This window comes from Sinomonas sp., assembly GCF_051955515.1.
Classification (GTDB): Bacteria; Actinomycetota; Actinomycetes; order Actinomycetales; family Micrococcaceae; genus Sinomonas.
Genome location: NZ_JBQCGQ010000323.1, coordinates 1 through 5,764, shown reverse-complemented (window position 1 = coordinate 5,764; position 5,764 = coordinate 1). Strand labels below are relative to the sequence as shown.

The following is a 5,764-nucleotide window of genomic DNA, read 5'->3' as shown; positions in this document are numbered from 1 at the left end:
TCACTCGAGGCCGACGGCCCTGGGCGGCTCGCAGCGGTCGAGGAGCGGCGCGCCGCGCTCGGCGGCCTCATCCGGAAGTACGCACCGAGCGTGGACGAGGTCATCGCGTGGGCCGAGGCCGGCCAGAAGCGCCTCTACGAGCTGCAGGACGACGGCGGCCGCATCGAGATCCTCGGCGAGCAGGTCGCGCACGACGAGGAGAAGCTGCGGGCTCTGGCCGCAGAGCTGACCGTCCGGCGCAGGGAAGCCGCCGCCGAGCTGGCGCGCCGTGTGAGCGACGAGCTCACCGCCCTCGCCATGCCGGATGCGACCCTTCAGGTGACGGTCGAGGAGACGGCGGAGCTCGGCCCCCTCGGAGCCGACGAGGTGGCGATCCTGCTTCGTCCTCATGCCGGGGCTCCAGCCCGGGCACTCGGCAAGGGGGCCTCGGGCGGCGAGCTCTCGCGGGTCATGCTCGCGATCGAAGTGGTGCTCGCCGCGGTGGACCCGGTGCCGACGTTCGTCTTCGACGAAGTGGATGCCGGCGTCGGCGGTCGGGCCGCCGTCGAAATCGGACGGCGGCTGGCCATGCTCGCGCGCCACGTCCAGGTGCTCGTGGTGACGCACCTGCCGCAGGTTGCGGCGTTCGCCGACCGCCACATCAGGGTCACCAAGACCTCGGTGGCATCGGGCGAACGCGGGGACGACAGGAGTGAGGGCGTCGCGGGGTTCACCTCGAGCGATGTGGCGCTCCTCGCCGAGGACGAGCGCGTGATCGAACTGGCCCGGATGCTGGCGGGGCAGGAGGACTCCGCCTCCGCGAGGGCCCACGCCCAAGAGCTCCTCGACGACGCGCGATCGGAGCGCGAGAAGGTTCCCGCAAAAGCAGCCGCGGCGCGCGGGGCAACCCGGTCCCGGTCGGCGAAGAGATGATAAGCTCGAATTCCGTGGTGCATCGCTCTCATTCCCGATTCTCAGACGCCGACAAGACGACCAAGCAGATCTTCGTGACCGGAGGCGTGGCCTCTTCGCTCGGAAAGGGTCTGACGGCGTCGAGCCTCGGGCACCTCCTGCGAGGACGCGGTCTCTCCGTCACGATGCAGAAGCTCGACCCGTACCTCAACGTGGACCCGGGCACAATGAACCCCTTCCAGCACGGCGAGGTCTTCGTGACCGACGACGGCGCTGAGACCGACCTCGACATCGGGCACTACGAGCGGTTCCTCGACGAGTCCCTCGACGGCTCGGCGAACGTGACCACCGGTCAGGTCTACTCGACGGTCATTGCCAAGGAGCGCCGCGGTGAGTACCTCGGCGACACCGTCCAGGTCATCCCGCACATCACCGACGAGATCAAGCGGCGCATGCGGCTTCCCTCCGAAGGCTCCGACGCGCCGGACGTCATCATCACCGAGATCGGCGGCACGGTCGGCGACATCGAGTCGCAGCCGTTCCTCGAGGCAGCGCGCCAGGTCCGCCAGGACATCGGCCGCGGCAACGTCTTCTTCCTGCACGTCTCCCTCGTGCCGTACATCGGCCCGTCGCAGGAGCTCAAGACCAAGCCGACGCAGCACTCCGTCGCCGCCCTGCGCTCGATCGGCATCCAGCCGGAGGCGATCGTGGTGCGCTCCGACCGCCAGATCCCGGAAGCGATGCGGGACAAGATCGGCCGGATGTGCGACGTGGACACGGACGCCGTGGTGAACTGCCCCGACGCGCCGAGCATCTACGACATCCCGAAGGTCATCCACGCGCAGGGCCTCGATTCCTACATCGTCCGCGCGCTCGACCTGCCGTTCAAGGACGTCGACTGGACCAAGTGGGACCGACTCCTCAAGGCCGTGCACGAGCCGGCGCACGAGGTGAACATCGCACTCGTCGGCAAGTACATCGACCTGCCGGACGCCTATCTCTCGGTCACCGAGGCCCTCCGCGCTGGCGGCTTCGCGAACGACACGAAGGTCAACATCCGCTGGGTCGCCTCCGACGAGTGCCAGACGCCGGAAGGTGCCGAGAAGGCCCTCTCGGGCGTCGACGCCATCGTGGTGCCCGGCGGGTTCGGCATCCGCGGGCTCGAGGGCAAGCTTGGGGCGCTGACGTTCTCACGCGAGCGGGCGCTCCCCACCCTGGGCCTGTGCCTCGGCCTGCAGTGCATGGTGATCGAGTACGCGCGCAACGTCGTGGGGCTTGAGGGAGCGTCGTCGACCGAGTTCGAGCCGGATTCGAAGCACCCGGTCATCGCGACCATGGCAGAGCAGCTCGACATTGTCGAGGGCAAGGGCGACATGGGCGGGACGATGCGCCTGGGCCTGTACGACGCCGTCCTCCAGGACAACTCGGTCGTTGCCGAGACGTACGGGGCCACCAAGGTCTCCGAGCGCCACCGCCACCGCTACGAGGTCAACAACGCGTACCGGGACCAGCTCGGCGAGGCCGGCTTCGTCTTCTCGGGCACGTCTCCGGACGGCAAGCTCGTCGAGTTCGTCGAGCTCCCGCGCGAGACGCATCCCTACTACGTGGCCACGCAGGCTCACCCGGAGCTCAGCTCCCGGCCGACCCGCCCGCACCCGCTCTTCGTGGGGCTCGTGAAGGCTGCGCTCGATCGGCGGTCCCAGAGCTCGGCCGGCAAGTCCGAGCCCAAGCGTGCCGCGAAGGCCCCGTCCGCCGCCCAGAAGGCCGAGTAGGACGCCGCGATGACGACGCACGCGCCGCGGCCGCACCTCGAGGATGCGCTGAGCCCGCGGCGCGTGCTCTCTTCCGAGGCCGTCTACAAGGGGAAGATCTGGGACGTCCGCTCGGACACCTTCGAGCTCTCGCCCGGATCGGAGCCCCTGCGCCGGGAATTCATCGAGCACCCGGGCGCCGTTGCGATCCTCCCCATGGACGAGGACGGCAGAGTGCTGCTGCTGCGGCAGTACCGGCACCCCGTGGGCATGCTCCTGTGGGAGGTTCCGGCAGGGATCCTCGACGTCGACGGCGAATCGAACCTCGACGCCGCGGCGCGCGAGCTCGCCGAGGAGGCAGATCTCGTGGCAGGGGAGTGGAACGTCCTCGTGGACTTCTTCAACTCCCCGGGCTCCTCGAGTGAGGCCATCCGCATCTACCTTGCGCGGCGGCTCTCGGTGATCCCACACCACGAGCGGCACGAACGGACCGCCGAGGAATCGGAGATCGAGTTCGCCTGGGTGAGCCTCGACGAGGCGGCCGAAGCGGTTCTGGACGGTCGCCTGCACAACCCGAGCGCCGTCGTCGCCATCCTCGCGGCGCGGGAGGCGAGCCGCCGCGACTTCCAGGGCCTCCGGCCCGGAGACGAGCCCTGGCCCGCGCATCCGGCGCAGCGCTGATGGCAGACGAGCGCCTCGAACCGGCGCGGGCGCTCGCGTCCGGGGTCGACGACTACCTCCGCCACCTTGCGGTAGAGCGTGGCCTGGCGGCGAACACCCTTGCCGCCTACCGGCGCGACCTCCGGCGCTACCTCGAGTACCTCGCGTCGTGCGGTATCGAGTCGCCGGGGGAGGTGGCGCGCCAGCACGTCTCCCGGTTCGCTGAGGCGCTTCGGGACGGAGCCGACGGCGGCACCCCTTTGGGCGTGCGCTCCGCAGCCCGCACCGTGGTCGCGGTCCGCGGCCTGCACCGCTTCTGGGCGCTCGAGGGGACGACGGCGGGAGATCCCGCCGCGGATGTCCACCCGCCTCTGCCTGGACAGCGCCTGCCCAAGGCGATCCCCGTCGACGACGTGGCCCGCATCCTGGAGGCGGCCTCGGTGGACAGCCCGACGGGACTCCGCGATCGAGCCCTCCTCGAGTTCCTCTACTCGACGGGGGCGCGCATCAGCGAGGCCGTGGGGCTGGACGTCGACGACATCCGCCTCCGCGGGGAGGACGACGACGGCCCTGCCATCGTGCGCCTCTTCGGCAAGGGCTCGAAGGCTCGGCTTGTCCCCCTGGGCTCGTATGGGGCGCGCGCGGTCGATGACTACCTCGTCCGGGGACGGCCGGCCCTGGCCGGCAAAGGTGCTGGGACGCCCGCGCTCTTCCTCAACGCCCGGGGCGGCAGGCTCAGCCGTCAGAGCGCGTGGACCATCCTGAAGGACGCAGCAGAGCGCGCGAAGATCGACCGCGACGTCTCGCCGCACACGCTCCGCCACTCCTTCGCGACGCACCTCCTGGAGGGCGGCGCCGACGTCCGGGTTGTCCAAGAGCTCCTCGGCCACGCGTCCGTGACCACCACGCAGGTCTACACACTTGTCACGGCCGAGACGCTTCGCGAGGTGTACGCGGCGGCGCACCCGAGGGCGCGCGGGTAATGGGCGCACCTATCGCGCTGTGCTTCCTCCTCCGCGGCTCCGGGGATGGATCCCAGGTGCTGCTCGGCCGCAAGAAGCGCGGCTTCGGGCGCGGCAAGATCGTCGGCCTCGGCGGCCACATCGAACCGGGGGAGTCGCCGGCCGAGGCCGCAGCGAGGGAGCTGTTCGAGGAGGCGGGCGTGGTGCTCGACGCCTCCGGCATCCGCCCGGCCGGCACCATCGACTTCCGGTTTCCCGCCCGCCCCGAATGGGACATGGAATGCGTGATGTTCACGTGCCGGTCATGGTCGGGGGAGGTGATCGAAACCGAGGAAATCGCCCCCGCGTGGTACCCGATCGAATCCCTCCCGATCACTGACATGTGGCAGGACGCGGACCACTGGCTGCCCGCGGTCCTCGCGGGCGGCGCGTCGGATTTCCTCGTGGTCATGGCCGAGGACAACGAGACGGTCGCCCAATTCGCTGTCCTCGGCTAGCTGACTAGTCGATGTGCCGCTCGTCGGGGCCGTTGTAGGCGCTGAGCGGGCGGATGAGGGAGTTGTTCTCGAGCTGTTCCATGATGTGGGCGGTCCAGCCGACGATGCGGCTGGCGACGAACAGCGGCGTGAACGTGGGGATGTCGAAGCCCATGAGGTGGTAGGCGGGGCCGGTGGGGTAGTCGAGGTTGGGCTTGATGCCCTTGGCCTCGTCCATGGACTGCTCGAGGCCGTCGTAGAGGCCGAGGATCTCGGGGCGGCCGTAGTAGGTGATGAGGTCGTCGAGGGCGGCCTTCATGGTGGGGACGCGGGAGTCGCCGTGCTTGTAGACGCGGTGCCCGAAGCCCATGACCTTCTTCTTCGCCGCGAGGGCGTTGTCCATCCAGGCCTTGGCGCGGGCCTTGGCGTCCTCGTGGGATTCGTCGGGGTTGATGCCGATCTCCTCGAAGGTCTCCATGACGGCCTCGTTGGCCCCGCCGTGGAGGGGGCCCTTGAGGGCGCCGATGGCGGCGGTGACGGCGGAGTGGAGGTCGGAGAGGGTCGAGGTGACTACGCGCGCGGTGAAGGTGGAGGCGTTGAACGAGTGCTCGGCGTAGAGGATCATCGAGACCTCGAACGCCCGGATCACTTCGGGGGCGGGCTCTTCGCCGAAGGTCATCCAGAGGAAGTTCGCCGAGTAGCCCAGGTCCTCGCGCGGCTCGACGAGGTCATCCCCGCGGCGCCGGCGTTGGTCGTAGGCGACGACGGCGGGCAGCGCGGCAAAGCGGTCGACGGCCTGGGCGAGGTCCGCCGCGCGGGAGGAGTCCGCGGCGCGGGGGTGGCGGGCGCCGAGGACGGAGGCGGCGGTGCGGCAGACGTCCATGGGGTGCGACGTCGTCGGCAGCTCGTCGATGACACGCTTGACCACCGGGTCCAGGGCCCGGCCGGCGCGCTCCTGCCGTTCGAAGGTGGCGAGCTGCTCAGGGGTCGGGAGTTCGCCGTTCCAGATGAGCCAGGCGACCAC

At 70.0% G+C, this 5,764-nt stretch carries 5 protein-coding genes and 1 pseudogene; 5 read left to right on the top strand and 1 reads right to left on the bottom strand.

Features of this window, described 5'->3' with window-relative positions; all coding sequences use genetic code 11:
* The 5 genes and pseudogenes from ACTHL9_RS19250 to ACTHL9_RS19230 all read left to right on the top strand — a co-directional run.
* A pseudogene (locus tag ACTHL9_RS19250) lies at window positions 1-912 on the top strand (DNA repair protein RecN); the annotation flags it as partial.
* Window positions 909-2,663: a CTP synthase gene (locus tag ACTHL9_RS19245; protein ID WP_440520905.1), complete on the top strand. Its 1,755-nt coding sequence runs from the start codon at window positions 909-911 to the stop codon at window positions 2,661-2,663. The pseudogene ACTHL9_RS19250 and the gene ACTHL9_RS19245, both read left to right, overlap by 4 nt.
* A 9-nt stretch (window positions 2,664-2,672) precedes the next feature.
* On the top strand, window positions 2,673-3,323 hold the full coding sequence (locus ACTHL9_RS19240) for an NUDIX domain-containing protein (RefSeq protein ID WP_440520904.1): 651 nt from the start codon (window positions 2,673-2,675) through the stop codon (window positions 3,321-3,323).
* Entirely contained in the window at window positions 3,323-4,285 is a 963-nt protein-coding gene (xerD, locus tag ACTHL9_RS19235) for a site-specific tyrosine recombinase XerD (RefSeq protein WP_440520903.1), read from the top strand. Before ACTHL9_RS19240 ends, xerD begins: the two co-directional genes overlap by 1 nt.
* A complete protein-coding gene (locus ACTHL9_RS19230) occupies window positions 4,285-4,761 on the top strand; it encodes an 8-oxo-dGTP diphosphatase (protein ID WP_440520902.1) in 477 nt (158 codons plus the stop codon). Before xerD ends, ACTHL9_RS19230 begins: the two co-directional genes overlap by 1 nt.
* A gap of 4 nt (window positions 4,762-4,765) precedes the next feature.
* On the opposite strand, the gene ACTHL9_RS19225 is transcribed toward ACTHL9_RS19230, so the two are convergent.
* The coding region (locus tag ACTHL9_RS19225) for a bifunctional 2-methylcitrate synthase/citrate synthase (RefSeq protein WP_440520901.1) at window positions 4,766-5,764 on the bottom strand (999 nt) is incomplete at its 5' end.

Coding starts and splice junctions, on each gene's coding strand:
- xerD (WP_440520903.1), top strand. CDS start 3,323: ATGGCAGACGAGCGCCTCGAACCGGCGCGGGCGCTCGCGTCCGGGGTC.
- ACTHL9_RS19245 (WP_440520905.1), top strand. CDS start 909: ATGATAAGCTCGAATTCCGTGGTGCATCGCTCTCATTCCCGATTCTCA.
- ACTHL9_RS19230 (WP_440520902.1), top strand. CDS start 4,285: ATGGGCGCACCTATCGCGCTGTGCTTCCTCCTCCGCGGCTCCGGGGAT.
- ACTHL9_RS19240 (WP_440520904.1), top strand. CDS start 2,673: ATGACGACGCACGCGCCGCGGCCGCACCTCGAGGATGCGCTGAGCCCG.